Here is a 20,033-nt window from a genome sequence, read left to right as displayed (position 1 = left end):
GACCGCGCCCGAAGCCTGAAACAAGTTCGAGGTAACGGGTTATTTGCGTCACATCCCCGCTGCACGATCCGCCAGCAGATCGATCGGCCCGAGATCGCGCACGAAGCGCTCGAGCACCGCGCGCGTATCGACGCCGGGCTGGACCTCGGCCGAGACATGCACGGCAACCGCACGCTGCGGACCACCGAGCAACTTCGCCTGCAGGGTCGCGAGCTTCACCGCCCGGTCGCTCTGTGTCAGGACATTGCCGACACGGTACCAGGTCACCACCTGGCGCTCGACCGGGCCGGGCGCGGTAATGCGCATCGCCGACCCGCCGGCGAGATCGGGCAGATCGTCTATCCGCACCCAGATATCGTCCTGCCGCAGCACGCCGGTGCCGAACGAGACCAGTTCCTTGCCCTCGCGCTGGCTGCCGAACACGGCGATGGCGAGATCCACCGACGCACCGCGACCGTCGCTGTAGCGCCCGATCAGGAAATGATCGGCGCCGGGATAATAGGGGGCCCAGGGCGCGCGCTTGCTCATCTCGCTGCGCTGCCAGCCCGGCACATTGGGCAGCGAGATCCTGTCGGGCAGTGATTGAGCACGCCCGGCGATCGCGCCGGCCCAGGCCGGGAAGATACCCGCCACGGTCAGTATCAGTGCACCCGCCAACAATGCATCGATCCGGCTCTTCGGCTGCGCCTGCACGGCTACGGGGTCGAACACGGGGTCATCGGGCGCCCGGTCGAACCAGCGCCAGCCGATCGCGATCACCGCCGCCATCACCACGCCGAAGAACACCCAGCCATAGACGATATGATCCATGCCGGTGGCCTGTTCGACCGAGGTCAGATGCGCGGCATAGATCGTTCCGAAGGCGCGCAGGCCATTGGCGATCACCGGTACGATCACCGCCACCGCCATGAATATCGCGCGCCGCGTCCAGCTGACGAAGCAGACATTGGCGACCAGAGCGCCATAGGCGACCATGGCAATGACGAACTTCGCGCCCGAACAGGCCTCGGCGACTTCGAAATAGCCATTGGGGATGGTGATCAGCACGCCATCGACCTGGGCCGGCACACCGAACAGATGGAGCAACGGCATGGTCATCGCCACAGTGAGGTCCTGCAGCATCGGCTCCAGCCCCTCGCCGAACGGCACCAGAAAAAAGGCGTAGCACAGCGGGAACAGCAGCCCGCGTGCGACATTGGGGCCAAGCAACGTAACCACTGCGCCCTGCAGCATCATCACCAACCCGAGATGCCGCGCCAGCGCGACGCTCGACGCATCGCCGAGCAGCCAGCCGAACCCGCCGGCCGCGACAAGCACGAGCCCCGGCCACCACGCGACCGGCTGAAGTTCAGCGAGTTGCGTGCGCCGCTGCCACACCAGCCAGGCGATGACGGGGGCGATGAACAGGCAATGCCCGAAGGTCGTGCTGGTCCACCAGATCTTCGCCAGGTCTTCGGCATCCCCGCGGAACAGCAGCAACAGGATCAGTGCGACGCCGCCGAGGATCAGCGACTGGCGCCGCCATCCTGCCGCCAGCAACGGCTTTCCGCCCTCGAAATCGGCACTGGGAAAGGCGATCGTCATGCGGCGGTCCGGCGTTGCGGCGCGGCCTTCACGCGAAGGCCCATGATGGTATCGAGCGGTGCAAGCCGCGCCTCCCAGCTATAGCGATCCTCGACCTGCTTGCGCGCCTTCTGGCCAAGCGCGGCTGCGCCGGACGGATTGGCGAGCAACGCGTTGACCTGCTCGGCGATCTCGCCGACCGTCTCGCCGACGCGGATCGTGTCCTGATGGTCGATACCCGCGGCAGCGGCGGCGGAGGCAACCACCGGACGCGCCATCGCCATTGCCTCGAGTATCTTGTTCTGCACGCCGCGCGCGAGCTTGAGCGGCGCGACCACGACGGAGGCCGCGGCGATCCAGCCACGCACGTCGGCGACTTCGCCGGTCACGATCACACCCGGCATCTTGGCCAGCGCCTTGACCGCCTCGGTCGGCTCACGCCCGACGATCGCAAAGCGCGCCTTCGGATATTCCAGATGGATATGCGGCAGGATCGCCTCGACAAACCAGGTCACCGCCTCGACGTTCGGGCGATAATCCATCTGGCCGGTGAACACGATCAGCGCGCCCGTGGTGTCGATCCGTCTGAAGCTCGCGACAGGATCGAAAAATTCGATGTCGATGCCGTTCTCGACCGCATAAACGCGCTCGGCACCGGTCTTTTCGCGGAACAGCGCGGCCTCCGCATCGCTGACGAACAGGCTCGCGGTCGCGTTCCGGGCGACATTGCGCTCAAAGGACTGGAGCAACCGTGCCTCGCGCTTCATCATCCAGGCCATCGGCCCGCGCGAGGATTTGCCATAGGCAGCGAATTTCGCCGAATCCATATCGACGAAGTCCATGATCACGCGCTGCCGCGGATTGGCCGGCAGATACTGCGCCATCTGGCTCGAAAAGACGTAGATCGTGTCGATCGAATGGCGCGCAAGGATGTTGTTCACCGCATCGCGCAGCGGCCGGTTCTCGAACGCGGTGAGCGATACCGGTCTGTACTTCAGTAACGCCTGGGCGGCCGCCATCACCCGGGATTTGGAACGCCAGATGATCGACCGGTTGCCGGTATATTTGGCCAGACCGCTCTTGCCTTTCATGTCGCGCGTGTCGTCGGCAAAGGCGATCAGATGGACGCGTTTGCGCGCCGAGAGGAATTTCAGGATGTGGAAGCCGCGGATCTTGTCGCCCCGATCGGGCGGATAGGGCACCCGATGCGCCAGAAACAGGATGTCCCCCATCAGCCGAGTCCCTTGGAAATAAACGGCCCAACCTGGTTTGCGACCCACAATGGCAGTTTTTTCCACACCTCGATCTTCAACCGATAGCGCGGGTTCAACGGATTGATGTCGCGAAGCGCCCCTCAGATGCCGCACGCTTAACATACATCAAAGGAACGCCCGGAAAACCCCAGTTCTTCTTGAACGCCGCCGGCCCCGTTCCCGCCTTTGAACGCCCGAAATCGAACCGCGTGCAGCCCTTGGCGCGAGCGTGGCTCATCAGCGCGAAGTACATCCGGTCATTGGCGCGAAGCGCACGCGCCGTAGCGGTACCGCCACCCCAATAGGGATAGACGGTGCCGTTGAAGTACAGGCTCAGCACGCTCGCGACCGGCTTGCCGCCCGCGCATACGGTCAAGATATCCGCCTCATCGTCGAACGCCGCCAGAACCTCACGGAAGAGCCGCGCGGGAAACACTGGCGTGCCCAGGTTGCGGACCGATTCGGCATACACCGCGAAATGCGCCGCCTGCTCCGCCTTCTCGCTGCCGGTCGTCACCTGCAGGTCGATCTCCAGCGACTTGCGCACCTCGGCACGCTGCTTGCGCGGAATGGCGAGCAATTCGGCCTCGTCATCGGCGGCAAGATCGCGAACGAAGCCGAGATAGGTGTCGCCGTCGACCTTCCAGCCCGGCCCGGTCGGCTCGGCCCCGCGCAATTCCAGCGTCGGGCACTTCAAATCCTGCGCCAGCGCCCAGGCGGCATCGCCCAGCACCGGCACCGCCGCTTCGTCTTCGGCAAGGATGCCTCCACCGACTGCGAAGCCGTTCGAGACCAATGCCCGTCCGAACAGCGGCGAGCGTATCTCGGTCAGCGGGACATAACCGGCGATCGATCCGTCCGCTCGCTCGGCGATCAGCGCATGGGCGATCTGCCCGCAACCGCGCGCCACCGCGGTGCTCCATTCCGGCAAATGAAACGGCGTTGCATCGGGATGCGCACGCACGAACGCCGCGATCCGCGCGCACTCGTGCGCGTCGCTCAAGTCGACGGCACGCACCGCCAACAGCGTCGAGATCAGCGGCATGTTCACGCCAGCCCGCGCCGCGCCTCGGCCACCACCGCGTCCATCCGGCCCCAATCGTGCCGCCCGATCAGGGTGCGCAGCTTGCCGGCCATCGCGCCGAGCCGGCTGTAATGCCTGAGCTTCGACCTGACCGGCGCGTTGGTGACGCGCGGCTGGCCGGGATCGATCTCCCATGGATGGAAATAGAATACCGCCGGCTGCCCCTCGCCCGCCACCTGGCGTACCGCGAAATCGGTCAGCGCGCCGGGAAAGAGCCGGAAGAAACCACCCCCGGTCGCCATCTTGCGCCCGGCCAGCTCGGCGACCGTAACGGGAACCTCGATCAGATCGGAATCCGGCAGGGGGCGAAACGCATAGCGCGGTGCCTCAGGCCAGCCATAATGGTCGTGCTTCAGCGGCGCGACACTCGACGAATAGGTATACCCCGCCTCGGCAAGTTCCACATGTGCCCAGGGAGTGCGTTTGTCGATCGAGAAACTCGGCGCGCGGTAGCCGGTGACGGCGACGCCGCCGGCATCCTCGAGCGTCTTGCGCGCCCGGGCCAGATCGGCGCGGAAAGTCGCCGGATCCATAGTGAAGACACGATCATGGTCCCAGCCATGGCTGGCCACCTCATGCCCTGCATCGACGATCCGCCGAATCAGCGCCGGGTATCGTTCGGCTACCCAGCCAAGCGTGAAGAAGGTCGCCTTGACCCCGCTTTCACCAAACAGCGCGAGCACCGCATCGGTGTTGCGCTCGACCCGCGCTTCGAGCGAATCCCAGTCCCGCTTGTCGATCACCTTTTCGAAGGCGCCGACCTGGAACCAGTCCTCGACATCGACGGAGAGCGCGTGGCGCATCGCCCGGGCTACCGCCCGGCCGCGTGACGCACGGACGCGATATCCGGACTGCCCTCGCCTTCGACCCAATCGACCAGCAGGGTCAGAACGCGGCGCAGCGCCGCTTCCTGTTCCTCGACGCGCTCTTCGAGCGCCGCGATGCGGTCGATCAGCGCCTGATCGGGAATCGATGCCGCCCTCTCGGGTGCAGAGACAGCTTGCGGTGCAGCAACTGGCGGCACTTCGGGCGCTGTTTCCGTCTCAAGCGCAAAGCGGATCGGACGTGGCTCGACCGGCAATCGTGGCGCGTTGACGATCGGGATCGGCTTGGCCGCGTCCACCGGTTCCAGAGCCTCCACCGCAGGCTCCGGAGCTTCAACTGCGTCTACGGCCGGCACCGGCTCGGCTCTGGCGCGATTGATCGGGCGCGGCATCGGCGAATCGCCTGCGATATCCGCAATCACTGCGTCGACCACATCGCCATTGATGATTTCGAGCTGGTCGATCGCGCCGAACAGCAGCACTCGCCCGGCAAGCTGGTTGAGCACGCGCGGCACGCCGCCCGAGCCGCGATACAGCGCCTGCAAGGCTTCCGGCGTGAAACTGGGGCGCCCCTGCCACCCCACCACTGACAGGCGGTGAACCATATAAGGTTCGACTTCTTCCGGCCCCATCGGATCGAGATGGTGCATGGCAATGACGCGCTGGCGCAATTGTTCGAGCCGGTCGGAGCCGTGCAGCCGCTGGCGGAACTCAGGCTGGCCGAGCAGGAAGATCTGTAACAGCGCATGTCCGCCCGCCTGAAAATTGGACAGCATGCGCAATTCTTCGAGCGCCGATACCGGCAACGCCTGAGCCTCGTCGACGATCAACAGTGTTCGTCGTCCCGACCTCGCCGTTGCATGCAGCCCGCGTTCGATCGCGGTCAGCAACTGCGACTTGGTCTGGCCGGCGGTCTCGATATCGAGCCCGCCCGCGACCATGCGCAGCAGATCCTCCGCCTCGATCTGGGTCGAGACGATCTTGATCACGTTCAGCCGCTCGCGATCCACCGTCGCCATCAGATGGCCGACCAGGGTCGTCTTGCCAGCACCGATATCGCCAGTGATGACGATGAAGCCCTCACCCTGGCTCAGACCATAGCCGAGATAAGCCATCGCCTTGCGGTGCGTCGCGGTGTCGAACCAGAAACGCGGATCGGGCGTCAGCTGGAACGGTCGTCCGCTCAATCCATAATGATCGTCGTACATCGTCACCACCCTGTGCGAGCTAAGCTCGACACGTTTCAGAATTGATACCGTACGCCCACTTGCGCCTGCGCCGAATATTGATCTTCCGTACCGTCCTGGCTGAACGAGTAGATCCCGGCCGATACGGTCGTACCGATGCGCCCGAAATTGCGATAGTAAAGACCGGTCGCCCCCGTCGAGAAGATGCCCGGCGTGTTGCCGATGCCGCTTTCGAAATAATTGGCGAAGACATTCGCACTGATGCCGGAATTGCGGTCGAGCGACGCCGACAGGAAGGCCTGGGCATAATAGCTTTCGTCAGTCACCCCATTGACGCTGTAGCCTGTGCCACCCCTCGGTGCATAAAAGCGGCGATTGGCGTAGCCGGCGCCGACCCCGAAGCTGAGCGGCCCGCGATTGGCGGAGATCACAGCATCGATGCCGCGCGCGCGATAACTCGCGGTGGCGATCGACTGGAACACATCGTTCAGACACCCGCCGGTCGATGCACTCGATTTGCCGAAAGTACAGCCGGCAAATTGCTGACCGAATGAATCGCGCTGATCGATGAAGCTCGTGGGCAGGCTGGCGATGCCGTCACGCAACTGACGTCCAAAGGTTTCGACGCTGTCATATACACCGACCTGGATGCCAAGCGACCGGGTCGCGGCATAGCTGAGGGAGCCGGTATAGATCGTCCCGCCATAGCGCTTGCCCACCCGGGCCTCCAACGTCATGCGCCGGCTCGGTTTCCAGATGACGCCCGCGTCATAGATCAGGCCGTCCGTCTCATAGGCGATTCGACGCGGCGATGATTTGTCGGTGCGAAACCGGCCATTGGAATCGACCACGGGCTCGCCGGCGCCATCCACCACGGGGTCGCGCTGGCTGATTTCGATCTTCTCATAGCCCACACCTGCGGTTACGGCGAGTGTTGGCAAAACCGGCACGACCACGTCGGCGCGGCCATATTTTCCTTCGTATCGCTGATCGAGCTGACCAGCATCCTCGCGCTCATAGGCGCCGCTGACAGTCACCCCAACCGGCAGGACGGTGCCCGCCTTGACGCCGGCGCTTGCCTGCAGGACGTGACTTTTCGAACTGTCGTAATTGTCGAGCCGTGGACTGCCCGGCGCCACGCCGGTGAACCCTGGATCCTCTACCTTGGTATAGCCAAAGCGATAGCTTGCGCCGACGCTGACCGGGCCGACATTGGTCGACACGGTCGGACCAACATAGGCCGAATAGACCTGGCTGATATTGTCGACATTGCCCGCCAGCACCACCGGCGCGGATCCGCGAATGTCCGACCGCGCACGAGTCGCCAGCGCGCCGCCCTCGATGCTCACGCCTGGAGCGACCTTCACGGCTGCACGGGCCAGACCGCTATGGATGTCGTCGTCCCCGACATTCTTGTCCCAGCTGATCCGGCGTTCGTAGCGATAGCTGACCTGCACTTCGGCGCGCCGATTCTGGATCGAAGCATCGACGCCGGCGGCAATGGTCGAATAGGTCAGCACGTCGCCGCCATTGAGATCGGCAGTCAGCACCTGGCCAAGCTCGATATAGGGCGCGATCGATTTCTCGCGTGCGGCGGCGGGACTCGCAACGAGTGCGATCATACCGGCGGCGATCAGATATTGAGCCCGCGTCACGAAGCGTCCTCCTGGCCATAATAGCTACCGAAGCGGCGGCCCCCGGGGACGAACGACACGGCGTTCAGGACCAGCTGAATATGTTCGCATCCATCGAGCAGCGCGACTGCCTGGCGCAGGTCGCCCTCGCTCGTCTTGTCGGCGCGCACGACGAGCATCACCTGCCCTGCCTGCGTGGCGAGTACACCGGCGGGCGAGGCCGCGAGCGCGGGTGGCGAATCGAAGATGATGATGCGGCGCGGATCGGCAGCAAGCAGTGTCGCGATCAGTGTCGCGGTGCGGTCGCTGGCCAGCAATTCGGTATCGGTGTTCGACTTGGTGCCGCACGGCAATAGGCTGAGCTGCGGGATATCGGTCGCAACGACGCAGCGCTCCGCCTCGATCCTCGGGTCGGCAAGAATGTCGAGCAAGCCGGGACCATCGCTCCCGCCCAAGCGGCGCATCACGTCGGGCTTGGCGAAATCGGCATCGACCAGCAGCACTTCAGTGTCGCGCTCCGCAGCGAGCGAGATCGCCAGATTGACCGCGCAGAAGGTCTTGCCCTCGCCGGTATTGGCCGAACACACCAATATGGTGCGCGACCGGTCGCCATCGTGCAGCTTCACGGTCTTTGCCGTGAGAAGCAAATGCCGCTTCACCAGGCGGAATTCCTCGGCCAGTGCGCCGATCGCGGCCCCGGGAACGAGAAGGCCCTTTTCGGAGAGCATCGCGCGATCGATCGCGATCGATTTACCGCCGGTGGGCATGCGCAAGGGGCGTACCGAGGCTTCCGCCGCGGCAACCCGCGGGTGGATCGATTGCGGTGCGGGTTTTGGAACCGGCGCCAGCTCCGGAATCGGCGCGCTTTCCGGAACGCGTGTGGTTTCAGGAGGCTGTCCAAATTCCAGGTCGAGAATCGGTGCCGGCCGGGCCGGCGCTGCTCCACTGCGCGCGCGCAGATGCGCGTCGAAATCGTAAACCTGCGCTGCGCGTTCGAGCAGCGACGCCTGTATCTTCCGTGGCGCCTCGGTCATGCCGCCATCCCCCGCGAAACCATTTCGACGCCGAGCAGCGCCACATAGGCGACGGCCAGCGCCGCAGCGCCGCCCCCGAAATACATTAGCTTACGGCGACGCGTGGCGATCTGCGCTGCGGTCACCATCTCCCCGATCGAGCCGATCACCGGCATGCCGGTCGCCCGCTCCAGCCGGCCGGACGTGGCGAAAGTGGTCTGCAACTGGCCCATCGCAAAGGCCGCGCCGATCCCGCCGCAAATCGCGGCGATCAACGCACCGGTCAGCAGCAAAGGCCGGTTCGGTGCATTGGGCACGCGCGGGCTGGTCGGCGGATCGATCACGCTGAATTTGATCGCGTCGGTCTGGGTCTGGGCCTGGCCGCGCAGCTTGATGTCCTCGCGGTCGGCAAGCATCTTGTCATACTGATCCTTCAGGACCGCATAATTGCGCTCGATCTGGCCCTGTTCGGCGGCAACCGCCGGATCGCCTGCCAGCTTCGAATTGATCGTATCGAGGTCGGCCTGCAGCTGTTTCTTGCGCATCGTCAGCGCGGCGACCTGCGACTGCTTCTCGGCCTGCATCGAGCGCAGCGACAAATAGAGCGGGTTCGACGCACTCCCCGCCCCACCGCCGATAACCGGCTCGTTGCGCGCCGCGGCCTGCGCCGCCGCCAGTTGGCCCCTGAGGGCGACCATGTCGGGATGATTGTCGGTAAAGCCGCGGCCGCGCGCTTCGGCAATCTGGCCCTGGATCGCGGCAAGCCGCGCGCGCGCCGGGCCCGCCGTCGGCCCGCCACCCACCCCCCGCAACATTCTGCGGCGTTCCCGCCATCTGGCCAGTGACCGCGGCGAGGCTCGATTGCGCAGCGGCAAGATCGCTGTCGACCTGCGCCATCTGCGTGCGGGCAGCGCCCATGCGATCGGTCAGCGACCCGGTGCCTGGGAGCGAGCCGAGATAGCGGTTCTGGAAATCGGTCTTCTTCGCCTCGGCGTCCTGCAATTGCTTCTGGCGCTGTTCGAGCTGTGCATCGAGAAAGCGCAAAGTCTGGCTGGTCTCATCGCGATCGCCAGCAAGGTTTTCCTCGACGAAAATGTCGATCAGCTTCTGCACGATTTGACGCACGACCTTCGGGCTGCTGCCGGTGGCAGTGATCTCGAATAGATTGTCCTGCTGGGCGGTGACCTTGATCGCCTTTTGCAAGCCGGCGACCCGATCCGCGATATCTCGGTCGGTGGACACGGTGTTGGCGAGATCGGTGCCGCGCACGACCTTCTGCAAATTGATCGCCGAGGTCAGCGTCTGGCGGACCCGGTCGACATCCTGCTGCTGTTCCACCTGCGTGATCCCGATCTTCGATGGCAGGATCGACTGCATCTGGACGAACACGCGCGCGCGCGATTCATAGCTGCTGGGAATCTGCGCCACAACGAACCAGCCGACGACCGCGATTCCCCAGGCGACCGCAAGCGCCAGCCAGCGCCGCGTCCAGACCGCATGTACCGCGATCCTCAACTCGTCATAAAGACCGTTCACCCCGGCCCCCTCAGAACATCGATTCGGGGATGATGATCACGTCGCCCGGTTCCAACCGGACGTTCGCCTTGGCATCGCCGTTCTTGAGAAGGTTGGAAAGTTTGACGTTATACTCGACCTGACGCCCGGTGGTGCGGTCGTAGCGCACCAGCCGCGCCTTGTTGCCGGCGGCGAACTCGCTCAAGCCACCGACCGCGATCATCGCATCCAGCAGGGTCATGTTGGCGCGGTATGGGATCGACGCCGGCTTTTCAGTCGCGCCGACGATCCGCACCTGCTGGCTGAACGTACCGGAGAAATTCTCCACGATCACCGAGACGATCGGATCCTTGATATATTCGCTCAGCGCGATCTTCATGTCGTCGGCAAGCATTGCCGGGGTCTTTCCGACCGCCGGCATGTCGGAAATCAGCGGCGTGGTGATCCGGCCATCGGGGCGCACCTGCACCTTCGCCGACAGTTCGGGATTGCGCCACACGAAGATGTTGAGCTGGTCGAGCGGGCCGATGACATATTCCTCGCCCGGCTGTTCCTGCGTCGCCACAAAGGTCGCGGGCGGCAACTGGGATCTGCCACCACCGCCGGTGCAGCCGGCAAGCATCGTTGCCGCGATCCCTGCGACAGCGAACCCCTTGGAAACGGAAGAAAAACGCATTGCACTGGCCTCCTGCCGCAACACGTTTCGCTGGTGACGTCGTTCCAGCGAGGCGCACGGCTACATCGGAGCTATGCGATGAAAGAGGTAAATATAGCGTTAGGATTGTCCGACGTTGGCCGTGATCTCCGCCGCTTGCGGGTGTCCCAGAAAGGCCGTCGGACTTGCCGTCAAACCATAAGCGCCGGCCATGAAGATCGCGATAATATCCCCCGGTTGCGCTATCGGCAGGGTGACACGGTCAGCCAGCCGATCGAGCGGGGTGCACAGGCAGCCGACAACGCTGACCGTCTCGGTCGGCGCGTCATAGGGCGCGGCGGCGACCGCAACGGGATAGTTGCGCTTCACTACCGTGCCGAAATTGCCCGAGGCCGCGAGCTGGTGATGGAGTCCGCCATCAACGATCAGGAAGGTCTCGCCGCGGCTCTCCTTTCGGTCGATCACCTGAGTCAGATACACGCCGCATTCGCCGACCAGCCAGCGGCCCAGCTCAATCGCGAAGCGGGTCTCGGCAAGTGATCCCGCGCGCTCCGCCAGCCGCTCGGCCAGTGCCGCACCCACCGCCTCGACATCCAGCGCCACGTCACCCGGGAAATATGGAATGCCAAAACCCCCGCCGAGATTGACCAGCGGCGGCATGACGCCAACATCGTCCGCCAGACGGCCGGCCAGCGCCAGCGTCTCGGTCTGAGTGTCGATGATCGCTTCGGCGCTAAGCGCCTGGGATCCGGCAAAGATATGAAAGCCGCGCCAGTCCGCACCGCTCTTGATGATACGCCGGACCAAAGCGGGTACGCGGTCGGCATCGACACCGAAGGGTGAGGCACGACCGCCCATCTTCATGCCCGAGCCGCGCAACTCCATGTCGGGGTTCACCCGCACGGCGAGGCGCGGCGTGGCGCAAAGCCTTTGTCCCGCCGCGATCGCGCGAGCCGCCTCGCCTTCCGACTCCAGGTTGATCGTCGCGCCGGCGATGATCGCCACCTCGAGCTCTGCATCGCGCTTGCCCGGTCCGGCAAAGCTGATCCGGCCGGCCGGTTTCTCGGCCAGCGCCAGCGATAGCTCTCCACCCGATGCCACATCGAGCCCATCGACCAGCCGCGCCAGCGCAGCGATCATCGGCGGCGCCGGATTGGCCTTGATCGCATAGTGCAGGTCCAGCCCCGGCGGCATCGCGGCACGGAACCGCGCCACGCGAGCCGTGGCGATACCCACGTCATAGACGAAGACCGGGCTGCTGCCCGCCGCATCGATCCATTCCGCCGCGCTCCGGCCAGCAATCCTTAGCGGGCCCGGGGCCAAGAATTCCGCGGGTATCGCCCCCATTGGCTTCATGACGTCATCTCCGCCTTCAGCGCCGCCCGGTCGAGCTTGCCATTGGCATTGCGCGGCAATACCTCACGCCATTCATAGCGCACCGGCTGCATGAAGCTCGGCAAATCGCGCCGCAAACGTTCGCGCAACGCGCTTTCGGCATCGCCGGCATCGCCGACCGCCCGCGCCACGACCAGGATCGCCTGGCCGAGACGCGGATCGGCCACGCCCAGTGCCACCGCCTCCGCCGCTTCGCCACCCGACAGCACCGCCTCCTCGATCTCGGTCGGGCTGATCCGGTTGCCGGCGGATTTGATCATCTCATCATCGCGCCCGACAAAGCGGAACAGGCCATCGGCGTCTTCGACCACCGTATCCCCCGACCACACCGCCATTCCGCCCGATTCCGCCCAGTCGGGCGCCGTGCGGAAACGCTGCGCGGTCCGCTCGGCATCGCGCCAATAGCCCTGCGCGACCAATGGGCCGGCATGAACCAGTTCGCCCGGCTCGCCCGACCCGGCGCGTGTTCCGTCCGCGCGCACCGTCATCACCTCGGCAAAGGGAATCGCCCGCCCCATCGCATCGGGATTCGCATCGACCAGCGACGGATCGAGATAGGTTGAGCGGAATGCTTCGGTCAGGCCGTACATCGGATAGAGATCAGCGTCCGGGAATCGCTCGCGCAGCGCGCGGACCATGCGCGGCGTCAGCGCACCGCCCGAATTGGTCAGCCGCTTCAGCCGAGCCGCGGTCTCGGTCGGCCAGTCGGCCTCGAGCAGCTGAACCCAGAGCGGCGGGACGCCCGCCAGCGTGGTCGCCTCCAGCCGCTCGATCGCCTTCACGACATCGCGCGCAGTCAGATAATCAAGTGGTGCGTAACCGCCCCCAGCGGCCCAGGTCGAGAAAAGCTGGTTCTGGCCATAGTCGAAGCTCAGCGGCAGGACGCCGAGCACACGATCGGCCGGCGTCAGCTTCAGATAATGCGCGACCGAGATCGCACCGAGCCACAGATTGGCATGGCTGAGCATCACGCCCTTGGGCCGCCCGGTCGATCCGGAGGTATAGAGGATGGCCGCCAGCGTCGCGGGATTGGCAACGGATGGAGGCATGACGTCAGTTGCCGTCACTTCGTCCTCCAGCACCGTTCTGCAATCGGCCGGCACATCGCCGGCCTCGAGCGTCCCGGCCCGCGCGGATTGCGTGATCAATAGCGACGCACCACTATCGGCGAGGATATGCGCGACTTGCCCGCGCTTGAGCATCGGGTTGACTGGTACATGCACCAGCCCCGCCCTGGGCGCCGCCATCGGCAGCACGCACGCCATCCGCGTCTTGGGCAGCCAGCTCGCCACCCGATCGCCCGGTGCAAGGCCTCGCGCGGTCAGCCAGGCTGCGGCCTGACCGGTCAGCGCCTCCAGTTCGGTGAAGCTGAGCGTGCCCGCACGGTCGATCAGCGCGATGTCGGCGGCGGCACCATGTGCGGGCAGCGCGTCGATCGGATGCGGAACGGGATCGAGTGAGATCATGCGTCCTTGATAACCTCCACCGCCGCGCTGCCAAGCCGCGCGTGCGGTCCATGCCGGTTGCCCTTGGCATAAACCCCTGCATTCTCTAACGGCGGCTTCATTACGGGGGAAACCAAGGGTTCGCAGTGCTTCCTGATGACACGCAAATGATCGACGCCACAATCCGCGCCGTCCTTCGCGACGTGCTTGGCCTGAGCGAGGAACGCGTTGCGGCCTTTCGCAGCGAAACGCCGCTGTTCGGCGCGCTACCCGAGCTCGACTCGATGGCCGTTGCCGGGTTGCTCACCGAAATCGAGGAGCGACTCGGCATTCTCATCGAGGATGACGAGGTCGATGGCGAGATGCTCGAGACCTTCGGTGCGCTGGTGCGCTTCGCCACCGCCAAGGCCGCGGGGTGATCGACGCCTATGACTGGTCCGGCGGACGAGAGGCGATGCTTCGCTTCGGCCCCGCCACCGGCCCGGTCGTCATCGCCGCAATGCCGTTGTTCGAAGAAGCCAACCGGACGCGCGCGTTCATGGCCGAGATCCTGCGCGGCCTGGCCGAGCGGGGCATTGCCAGCGCCCTCCCCGACCTTCCGGGCTCGGGCGATAGCCTCATCGAGACTGAACAAATTTCTTTAAGCAACTGGAAAGAAGCATTTTCATCTGCAGCCTCTGCACTTCGTGACAGCGGCCCGGTACATGCCGTCGCGATCAGGGGCGGCGCGTTGCTCGACCATGACTCACCGGTCGCCAGCCGCTGGCACTTCGCACCGGCCACCGGCGCGGCGCTGGTCCGCGACATGTTCCGCACGCGCCTCGCCGCGGCCAAGGAAGATGGCGAGGCATTCGATGCCTCGGTAATCGACTCGCCCGGCCCGCCGGTCGAACTTGCCGGGAATCGCCTCAGCCGCGCCTTGCTGGCGGATTTGAACGGCGCGACGCCGTCAACCAGCGGCCCACTGCGCACCGTCCGCCTGGACACCGACGCGCAGGCGGCCGACTTGAAGCTTGCCGGAGCACCGCTCTGGCGACGTGCCGAACCCGGTAACGACCCTGCCCTGGCCGATCGCCTCGCGGCCGACATCGCTGCCTGGATCACGACATGCGGCGTATAACCTCCTTCACCTGCTCAGGCGAAACGCTGTTCGGCACACTTGACGACGCGCCGGGTACCACCGGCCTGCTGATCGTTTCCGGCGGCAATGAAATCCGCATCGGCGCGCATCGCGGCATGGCCCTGCTCGCCGCACGGCTCGCGACCGCCGGCATTCCGGTGTTCCGCTATGACCGGCGCGGCATTGGTGATTCGACCGGCGAGAATCGCGGCTTCGAGGGATCCGGCGATGACATCATGGCGGCAGCGGCGGCGTTTCGTGTCGAGGCGCCCCAGGTCGTGCGACTGGCTGCATTCGGCAATTGCGACGCAGCGACATCGCTTGCGCTGTTCCATGAGGCCGCCGGGATCGAAACGTTGATCCTGTCCAACCCCTGGGTGATCGAGGAGGATGACGACCTGCCCCCCGCTGCCGCGATCCGCGCCCGTTATATCGAGCGGCTGCGCGACCCCGCGACCTGGCTCCGGCTGATCAAGGGAGATATCGATCTCGGTAAATTATTCAAAGGCTTGCTTAAGGCTTCAAAGAGTAATTCTCAGGAACCGGACTCTCTCGCTGGACGGATTCGGAAAGCCCTGAGCGGCCATACCGACACCGTGACCTTTGTCCTCGCGCGCCAGGATGCCACTGCCATCGCTTTTGCCGACGCTTGCAGGCGACATGGTTGGGCGCCGCAGACGCATATTATCGACACCGCATCGCACAGCTTCGCGCGTACCGATGATGCGGCCGAACTTGAATCGGTGATCCGCACGCAGCTGGCGCGCGACTGACCTCACTCGGCCGCTTCGGCGACCTCGAACTCAGCCGTCGCCAGGAAGCGCTCGGCATCCAGTGCCGCCATGCATCCGGTGCCCGCCGCCGTGACGGCCTGGCGATAAACCTTGTCCATCACGTCACCACAGGCGAACACCCCGGGCACGCTGGTCCGCGTAGTGCCCGTCTCGACCGCGATATAGCCATCCGAATCGAGCGCGAGATGACCGCGGAACAATTCGGTTGCCGGATGATGCCCGATCGCGACAAAGCCGCCCTCGACATCGACACGCGAAATCTCCCCGGTCACCGTATCGCGCAGATCGATGCCGACCAGGCCGGCGGTGCCGCCGCCATCGACGAAGCCGTCGACTTCCTTGTTCCACAGCACCTTGATGCCCTTGTGCGCGAACAGCCGGTCCTGGAGGATCTTCTCCGCGCGGAAACTGTCGCGGCGGTGGATCAGCGTCACGTCGGGCGAATGGTTGGTCAGGTACAGCGCTTCTTCGACCGCGGTGTTGCCGCCGCCGATCACGGCGACGCGCTTGCCGCGATAGAAGAAGCCGTCACAGGTCGCGCAGGCGCTGACACCCTTGCCCTTGAGCAGGTCTTCACTGTCGAGCCCGAGCCATTTGGCCTGCGCACCGGTCGCGATGACCAGTACATCGCCCTCATAGACATCCCCGCCATCGCCGATCAGCCGGAACGGGCGGCGGGTCAGGTCGACCTCGACGATCGTGTCCCACATCAGGCGCGTGCCGACATGCTCGGCCTGGGCCTGCATCTGCTCCATCAGCCACGGACCCTGGATCACATCGGCAAAGCCCGGATAATTCTCGACATCGGTGGTGGTGGTCAGCTGGCCGCCCGGCTGGATACCCTGCACGACGATCGGCGCCATGCCGGCGCGCGCGCCGTAGATGGCGGCGGAAAGGCCGGCAGGGCCGGAGCCGAGGATAAGCATCTTGGTCGTGTGGGTGGTCATGAAAGCGTCCGTTCTGGCGAAGCCGCGCTTCTAGGGCGCGCCTGCGTTCCAATGCAACATGGGAGGTGATGGCGCAGGGGGAAGCCTATCGATTCTTGTCCTCGCCCTAGATGCAATTGGGCGCATTATTCCAATCTATAGCCGTTCCCCGGCGAAGGCCGGGGCCCAGCTGGGAAGGTAGAGGTTGCGAAGGGCAGCAGCAGTTACAACCCGCTTCACGACTGGGCCTTCGCCGGGGAAGCAAGAAGAATTGCCGGTGCGATCGGGCAGGTCCACGATATAAGCGGCACGAAATCGACGGCGAGGATCTGAGATGCTGTTCCGAACGACCTTCCTGACACTGGCGCTTACGGCTTCAGTCATCGCTCAAGCGCAAACCACGCCGCCGCCCAAGCCTGCTCCAGCCCCTTCCCCAGCACCCGCCACGGTGCGCGTGGTGCTTGAAACGGATCAGGGCCGTATCGTGCTGGAGCTCGAAAAGGAGCGTGCGCCGGTCACCACGGCCAATTTCCTGCGCTATGTCGACCAGAAGCGGCTCGACGGGATCGGCTTTTATCGCACGGTGAAGGTGCAGGCGGCGTTCGGCTTCGTCCAGTTCGGGGTGCAGAATGCTCCCAAGCGCGTCCTTCCACCGATCAAACATGAGCCGACCACCCAGACCGGCGTGAAACATCTCAGCGGCACGATCTCGACCGCGCGCTATGCCCCAGGCACGGCGACCGGCGACTTCACCATCATGGTCGGCGATCAGCCGTCGCTCGATGCCGATCCAAGCCAGCCGGGGGACAATCTCGGCTATGCCGCGTTTGGCCATGTCGTGGAGGGCATGGATGTGGTGATCCGCGTGCTCGACGCAACGCCCTCGCCGACTGCCGGCGAAGGCGTGATGAAGGGGCAGATGCTCGTCCCGCCGATCCTGATCCGGACCGCGCGGCGCCTGCCATGACCTGATTTGAAAGGCTCGCGAGTGGTAGCGGAGGAGGGACTTGAACCCCCGACCCCAGGATTATGATTCCCGTGCTCTAACCAGCTGAGCTACTCCGCCCCAAAGAGGCCGCTTCACTCGCGAGGCGCGGGCTATAGGAACGCGCGCGGAAAGGGTCAAGCGAACATATGACGCGACAGCGGTTCCCATGGGCCGCCGCGATACCACCAGCTCGCCAGACCGGCGATCGCGACCGGGCGTGGGCAGAAATCCAGCGCCAGCGCCGCCTGCAGCGCCTTGGCCTCAGCCGGCGTGACCTTGTTCTGAATCGTGACGTGCGGCCGCCACCCGACCGCATCCTGCGGCGTCAGCATCGCGGCAAAACTATCGGCCAGCCTGTCGCGGATATCTGCGAGTTCCGGTGATTCGATACGGAACGCCACGCCCTTGCCCAGCGACATCAAACCGGCGATTCGCGCCGGCGGCGGGCGAACGCCGCGCGTCTCATTTGTCAGCCGCTGCCGGAGCTCGGCTTCGAGCGACGGGCTTAGATGATGGAACATCGTCAGATGTGCCGGTAACTGATTGCGTTCGGCCGGGAAATGGGCGCGACGCAAGGCGTCGAAATAGGCCGTATCCTGCTTCCCGAACAGTGCGGTCACTATGATCGGCGCCGGAGCGCTCAAATCTCGACCTGACTGCCCAGTTCGACCACGCGATTGGTCGGCAAGCGGAAGAACTCCATCGCGCTTTCCGCATTGCGCAACATCCAGGCGAAGAGCTTTTCGCGCCAAACCATCATGCCCGGCCGGGCCGACAGCAGCAGCGTCTGGCGCGACAGGAAGAAGCTGGTGTCCATCATGCGGAAATCAGCGCCGCACTGGTGGATGCGGGCCAGCGCCGCCGGCACGTCGGGCTCCTGCATGAAGCCGTATTTCAGCACCATGCGGTGGAACCCCTGATCCAGATCCTCGAGATGGCAGCGGCCGCCATCGGGATAATAAGGCTCGTCCATGATCTTGATGGTGAGCAGGATGATACGCTCGTGCAGCACCTTGTTGTGCTTGAGATTGTGCAGCAGGGCATGCGGCACGCCCTCGGGCGACGAGGTCATGAACACCGCGGTGCCGGGCACGCGCGTGGCCGAGGTCGCGGCGGACTGGATGAACACCTTGATCGGCATCGCGCCCTCGCGCATCCGCTCGATCATCAGCTTGCGGCCCTTGGCCCAGGTGGTCAGCAAGGTGAAGATGATCAGGCCGATGAGCAGCGGGAACCAGCCGCCATCGGGAACCTTGGTCAGGTTGGCGGCGAAATAGGCACCATCGACCAGGAATAGGACGGCCAGCAGCGGGACGGCGTAATAGGCGGGCCAGTTCCACAGCCGGAACAGCACGACGCCGAGCAGGCAGGTATCGATCATCATCGCGCCGGTCACCGCGATGCCATAGGCCGAGGTGAGGTTGGCGGAGGAGCGGAACGCCAGCACCAGCAGCAGGACCATGGCCATCAACAGCCAGTTGACCAGCGGGATGTAGATTTGCCCCGCAGTCGAGGCGCTGGTGTGTTCGATGCGCAGCCGCGGGATGAAGCCAAGCTGGATTGCCTGTTGCGTGACCGAGAAGGCGCCGGTGATCACGGCCTGGCTCGCGATCACCGCCGCGGCGGTGGCGAGCAGCACCAGCGGCAGCTGCAGATACTCAGGCGCGAGCAGGTAGAACGGGCTGGCCAGCGCGGGGGTGCCGTCGCGCATCAACATCGCGCCCTGCCCCATATAATTGAGGATCAGCGCCGGCAGCACGAAGAACAGCCAGGAAACGCGGATCGGGTTGCGCCCGAAATGCCCCATATCGGCATAAAGCGCCTCTGCACCGGTCACCGCCAGCACCACCGAGCCAAGCGCCAGGAAGGCGCGGACCGGATCGTAGAGGAAGAACTCGACCGCATAATGCGGCGACAGGGCCCAGAGGATATCGGGCGTCTTGACGACACTGAGCACGCCGAGCGTGGCAATGACCGCGAAGTAGAGCAGCATGACGGGGCCGAAGAACAGGCCGATTTTCGACGTGCCGCTGCGCTGGATCGAGAAGAGCGCGACGAGGATGACCACCGCGATCGGTAACACCAGCCCGCCCAGGCCCGGCGCGGCGATCGCCAACCCCTCGACCGCGCCGAGGACGGTCACTGCCGGAGTGATCATGCTGTCGCCGTAGAACAGCGCGGTGGCGAACACGCCGAGCAGGACGATGCCGGCTGTCCAGCGCTTGGTCTTGGTCTTGCCTGACACCAGGGCGAGCAAAGCGAGACTGCCGCCCTCCCCCTTATTGTCGGCGCGCATGATGATGCTGACATATTTGACCGTCACGACCAGCATCATCGACCAGAACATCAGGCTGACCACGCCCATGATATGGAACGCATCGACGGCCAGCGGGTGATGCCCCGCAAAGGTCTCGCGAAAGGCGTAGAGAGGACTGGTGCCGATATCGCCGAACACCACACCGATCGCGCCGAGCGACAGCTTGATGATGCCGTCGGGGCCATGGCAATGCGCCGCCGGCGCACCGACAAGGTCGGCGCCCGGTTCAGCGACGATTTCAGGGGAACCGGTGGTCACCGGGGCAGCACTCTGATCGGGATTTGCATCAATCGCATCTTGGCCAAACGCGACCGACGCCT

At 64.9% G+C, this 20,033-nt stretch carries 16 protein-coding genes, 1 tRNA gene and 2 pseudogenes; 4 read left to right on the top strand and 15 right to left on the bottom strand.

Features of this window, described 5'->3' with window-relative positions; translation table 11 throughout:
• Positions 1-48: 48 nt before the first annotated feature.
• The 11 genes and pseudogenes from xrtA to H3Z74_RS07235 all read right to left on the bottom strand — a co-directional run bounded on the left by xrtA (position 49) and on the right by H3Z74_RS07235 (position 13,589).
• The gene (gene xrtA / locus H3Z74_RS07285; protein ID WP_187763251.1) at positions 49-1,584 is read right to left on the bottom strand and encodes an exosortase A; all 1,536 of its coding nucleotides are present in this window, start codon (positions 1,582-1,584) and stop codon (positions 49-51) included.
• The gene (locus H3Z74_RS07280; RefSeq protein ID WP_187763250.1) at positions 1,581-2,795 is read right to left on the bottom strand and encodes a TIGR03087 family PEP-CTERM/XrtA system glycosyltransferase; all 1,215 of its coding nucleotides are present in this window, start codon (positions 2,793-2,795) and stop codon (positions 1,581-1,583) included. Before H3Z74_RS07280 ends, xrtA begins: the two co-directional genes overlap by 4 nt.
• Positions 2,795-3,861 (bottom strand): annotated as a pseudogene (locus H3Z74_RS07275) (FemAB family XrtA/PEP-CTERM system-associated protein). The gene H3Z74_RS07280 and the pseudogene H3Z74_RS07275 overlap by 1 nt, the downstream one beginning before the upstream one ends.
• A 2-nt stretch (positions 3,862-3,863) precedes the next feature.
• Positions 3,864-4,703, bottom strand: coding sequence for an XrtA system polysaccharide deacetylase (locus tag H3Z74_RS07270; protein ID WP_187763249.1), 840 nt, complete (start codon positions 4,701-4,703; stop codon positions 3,864-3,866).
• Positions 4,704-4,711: 8 nt separating this feature from the next.
• Positions 4,712-5,932, bottom strand: coding sequence for an AAA family ATPase (locus H3Z74_RS07265; RefSeq protein WP_187763248.1), 1,221 nt, complete (start codon positions 5,930-5,932; stop codon positions 4,712-4,714).
• 35 nt (positions 5,933-5,967) lie between these two features.
• Positions 5,968-7,566, bottom strand: a complete 1,599-nt coding sequence (locus H3Z74_RS07260; protein WP_229726955.1) for a hypothetical protein — start codon at positions 7,564-7,566, stop codon at positions 5,968-5,970.
• Entirely contained in the window at positions 7,563-8,579 is a 1,017-nt protein-coding gene (locus tag H3Z74_RS07255; protein WP_187763247.1) for an AAA family ATPase, read from the bottom strand. Before H3Z74_RS07255 ends, H3Z74_RS07260 begins: the two co-directional genes overlap by 4 nt.
• Positions 8,576-10,094: pseudogene (locus H3Z74_RS07250) on the bottom strand (XrtA system polysaccharide chain length determinant). Before H3Z74_RS07250 ends, H3Z74_RS07255 begins: the two are co-directional and overlap by 4 nt.
• A gap of 10 nt (positions 10,095-10,104) precedes the next feature.
• Positions 10,105-10,749, bottom strand: coding sequence for an XrtA/PEP-CTERM system exopolysaccharide export protein (locus tag H3Z74_RS07245; protein WP_187763246.1), 645 nt, complete (start codon positions 10,747-10,749; stop codon positions 10,105-10,107).
• Between the two features lie 99 nt (positions 10,750-10,848).
• Complete coding sequence (locus H3Z74_RS07240; protein WP_187763245.1) at positions 10,849-12,084, bottom strand: pyridoxal-dependent decarboxylase, exosortase A system-associated; 1,236 nt, start codon at positions 12,082-12,084, stop codon at positions 10,849-10,851.
• Complete coding sequence (locus H3Z74_RS07235; protein WP_187763244.1) at positions 12,081-13,589, bottom strand: acyl-CoA ligase (AMP-forming), exosortase A system-associated; 1,509 nt, start codon at positions 13,587-13,589, stop codon at positions 12,081-12,083. The genes H3Z74_RS07240 and H3Z74_RS07235 overlap by 4 nt, the downstream gene beginning before the upstream one ends.
• Before the next feature lie 146 nt (positions 13,590-13,735).
• Here H3Z74_RS07235 and H3Z74_RS07230 point away from each other — a divergent pair, with 146 nt between their 5' ends.
• The 3 genes from H3Z74_RS07230 to H3Z74_RS07220 are packed head-to-tail and all read left to right on the top strand — an operon-like array spanning position 13,736 to position 15,461.
• Positions 13,736-13,987: an acyl carrier protein gene (locus H3Z74_RS07230; protein ID WP_229726954.1), complete on the top strand. Its 252-nt coding sequence runs from the start codon at positions 13,736-13,738 to the stop codon at positions 13,985-13,987.
• Positions 13,984-14,688: a hypothetical protein gene (locus tag H3Z74_RS07225; protein ID WP_187763242.1), complete on the top strand. Its 705-nt coding sequence runs from the start codon at positions 13,984-13,986 to the stop codon at positions 14,686-14,688. Before H3Z74_RS07230 ends, H3Z74_RS07225 begins: the two co-directional genes overlap by 4 nt.
• Positions 14,676-15,461: a hydrolase 1, exosortase A system-associated gene (locus H3Z74_RS07220; RefSeq protein ID WP_187763241.1), complete on the top strand. Its 786-nt coding sequence runs from the start codon at positions 14,676-14,678 to the stop codon at positions 15,459-15,461. Before H3Z74_RS07225 ends, H3Z74_RS07220 begins: the two co-directional genes overlap by 13 nt.
• Positions 15,462-15,463: 2 nt before the next feature.
• On the opposite strand, the gene trxB is transcribed toward H3Z74_RS07220, so the two are convergent.
• On the bottom strand, positions 15,464-16,429 hold the full coding sequence (trxB, locus tag H3Z74_RS07215) for a thioredoxin-disulfide reductase (RefSeq protein WP_187763240.1): 966 nt from the start codon (positions 16,427-16,429) through the stop codon (positions 15,464-15,466).
• A 313-nt stretch (positions 16,430-16,742) separates the two neighbouring features.
• On the opposite strand from trxB, the gene H3Z74_RS07210 reads away from it, so the two are divergent.
• The gene (locus tag H3Z74_RS07210) at positions 16,743-17,375 is read left to right on the top strand and encodes a peptidylprolyl isomerase (protein WP_187763239.1); all 633 of its coding nucleotides are present in this window, start codon (positions 16,743-16,745) and stop codon (positions 17,373-17,375) included.
• A gap of 22 nt (positions 17,376-17,397) precedes the next feature.
• On the opposite strand, the gene H3Z74_RS07205 is transcribed toward H3Z74_RS07210, so the two are convergent.
• The 3 genes from H3Z74_RS07205 to H3Z74_RS07195 form a co-directional block, all read right to left on the bottom strand.
• A tRNA-Met gene (locus H3Z74_RS07205) sits at positions 17,398-17,474 on the bottom strand.
• Positions 17,475-17,530: 56 nt separating this feature from the next.
• Entirely contained in the window at positions 17,531-18,040 is a 510-nt protein-coding gene (locus tag H3Z74_RS07200) for a 2'-5' RNA ligase family protein (RefSeq protein WP_187763238.1), read from the bottom strand.
• Complete coding sequence (locus tag H3Z74_RS07195; RefSeq protein ID WP_187764210.1) at positions 18,037-19,950, bottom strand: potassium transporter Kup; 1,914 nt, start codon at positions 19,948-19,950, stop codon at positions 18,037-18,039. Before H3Z74_RS07195 ends, H3Z74_RS07200 begins: the two co-directional genes overlap by 4 nt.
• Positions 19,951-20,033: the final 83 nt, after the last annotated feature.

The organism is Sphingomonas alpina, from assembly GCF_014490665.1.
Taxonomy (GTDB): Bacteria; Pseudomonadota; Alphaproteobacteria; order Sphingomonadales; family Sphingomonadaceae; genus Sphingomonas; species Sphingomonas alpina.
Note: the sequence above shows the minus strand (reverse complement) of the source record. Positions and strands in the feature narration are given on the sequence as shown.

Coding starts and splice junctions, on each gene's coding strand:
- H3Z74_RS07280 (WP_187763250.1), bottom strand. CDS start 2,795: ATGGGGGACATCCTGTTTCTGGCGCATCGGGTGCCCTATCCGCCCGAT.
- trxB (WP_187763240.1), bottom strand. CDS start 16,429: ATGACCACCCACACGACCAAGATGCTTATCCTCGGCTCCGGCCCTGCC.
- H3Z74_RS07270 (WP_187763249.1), bottom strand. CDS start 4,703: ATGCGCCACGCGCTCTCCGTCGATGTCGAGGACTGGTTCCAGGTCGGC.
- H3Z74_RS07210 (WP_187763239.1), top strand. CDS start 16,743: ATGCTGTTCCGAACGACCTTCCTGACACTGGCGCTTACGGCTTCAGTC.
- H3Z74_RS07230 (WP_229726954.1), top strand. CDS start 13,736: ATGATCGACGCCACAATCCGCGCCGTCCTTCGCGACGTGCTTGGCCTG.
- H3Z74_RS07240 (WP_187763245.1), bottom strand. CDS start 12,084: ATGAAGCCAATGGGGGCGATACCCGCGGAATTCTTGGCCCCGGGCCCG.
- H3Z74_RS07255 (WP_187763247.1), bottom strand. CDS start 8,579: ATGACCGAGGCGCCACGGAAGATACAGGCGTCGCTGCTCGAACGCGCA.
- H3Z74_RS07235 (WP_187763244.1), bottom strand. CDS start 13,589: ATGATCTCACTCGATCCCGTTCCGCATCCGATCGACGCGCTGCCCGCA.
- H3Z74_RS07245 (WP_187763246.1), bottom strand. CDS start 10,749: ATGCGTTTTTCTTCCGTTTCCAAGGGGTTCGCTGTCGCAGGGATCGCG.
- H3Z74_RS07220 (WP_187763241.1), top strand. CDS start 14,676: ATGCGGCGTATAACCTCCTTCACCTGCTCAGGCGAAACGCTGTTCGGC.
- H3Z74_RS07265 (WP_187763248.1), bottom strand. CDS start 5,932: ATGTACGACGATCATTATGGATTGAGCGGACGACCGTTCCAGCTGACG.
- xrtA (WP_187763251.1), bottom strand. CDS start 1,584: ATGACGATCGCCTTTCCCAGTGCCGATTTCGAGGGCGGAAAGCCGTTG.